Raw genomic sequence first — 1441 nt, 5'->3', positions numbered from 1 at the left:
TCGGTGCGCAGTCCGTCGTAGTACGACAACGCCGACGAGAAACCCGGGATGGGGATGCCCAGCTGGGTGGCGGTCACTACCACCCGACGCCAGCTGTCGATCGCGGCCTCGATCGCGCTACGAAAGTAGGGTGCCACGATCAGCGTCGGCAGGTCGGGGTCTTCGTCGAAGGCATCCTTGATGTGGTTGAGGAACTTCGCCCGGATGATGCAGCCGCCGCGCCAGATGGTGGCCAGGTCGCCGAGAGTGATGTCCCAGCCGTATTCGGCGCTGCCGGCCTGAATCTGGTTGAAGCCCTGCGAATACGCCACGATCTTCGAGGCGTACAGCGCTTGACGCACATCCTCGGTGAACCCGTCCGGGTCGTCGGGCGGCTCGCCGAGCCGGCCCGACGCCAGGCCGGTGGCGGCCTTGCGCCGATCCGTCGATCCGGACAGCGCGCGGGCGAACACCGCCTCGGCGATCCCGGTGACCGGCACACCCAAATCCAGCGCCGACTTGACGGTCCAGCGGCCGGTGCCCTTCTGTTCGGCCTCGTCGAGGATGACGTCGACCAGCGGCCGACCGGTTTTCGCGTCCACCTGCCGCAGCACCTCGGCGGTGATCTCCACCAGGTAACTGTCCAGCTCGCCGCGATTCCAGTCGGTGAAGATGCCGGCGATCTGCGGGGCCGTCATGCCCAGCCCGTCGCGCAGCAGCTGGTAAGCCTCGCCGATGAGCTGCATGTCGGAGTACTCGATGCCGTTGTGCACCATCTTGACGAAGTGCCCGGACCCGTCCGGGCCGATGTGGGTGCAGCACGGCACACCGTCGACGTGCGCGGCAATCTCCTCGAGCATCGGGCCCACCGATCGGTAGGACTCCGCTGGCCCGCCCGGCATGATCGACGGCCCGTTGAGCGCGCCTTCTTCGCCGCCGGAAATGCCCGCCCCGACGAAGTGCAGGCCACGCTGCGCCATTGCCTGCTCGCGGCGGATGGTGTCGGTGTAGAGCGCGTTGCCGCCGTCGATGATGATGTCGCCTTCGTCCATGGCGTCGGCGAGTTCGCCGATGACGGCGTCGGTGGCCTCCCCGGCCTTGACCATGATCAGCACGCGACGCGGTTTCTGCAGTGCGGCAAGGAATTCCGGGATCGTCGCACAGCGCACGAAGGTGCCTTCCGAGCCGTGCCCGGCCAGCAGCGCATCGGTCTTGGCGACCGATCGGTTGTGCAGCGCCACGGTGTAGCCGTGCCGGGCGAAGTTGCGCGCGATGTTCGAGCCCATGACCGCAAGGCCCGTCACCCCGATCTGGGCCGGCGCCGCGGTGTTCGATCCCACGCTCATCTGTTCGATCCCACGTCTATGTGGTCGATCCCAAGCTCACGTCTTCGCCTCCCGGTTCAGGACTTCGTCCACGCCCCACCACTGTGGCACAGCGGGATTCGGCTCGGGCAGCTAGG

1 protein-coding gene is annotated in these 1441 nt (G+C 67.3%); it reads right to left on the bottom strand.

What is annotated here, in order from left to right; genetic code table 11:
- On the bottom strand, positions 1-1325 hold a 1325-nt coding region (gene gndA, locus ABDW21_RS03510; RefSeq protein ID WP_343710062.1), incomplete at its 3' end, for an NADP-dependent phosphogluconate dehydrogenase.
- Positions 1326-1441: the final 116 nt, after the last annotated feature.

The organism is Mycobacterium sp. (assembly GCF_039583805.1).
Lineage (GTDB): Bacteria > Actinomycetota > Actinomycetes > Mycobacteriales > Mycobacteriaceae > Mycobacterium.
The sequence above is the reverse complement of the archived record's forward strand: the minus strand, read 5'-3'. Positions and strand labels throughout refer to the sequence as shown.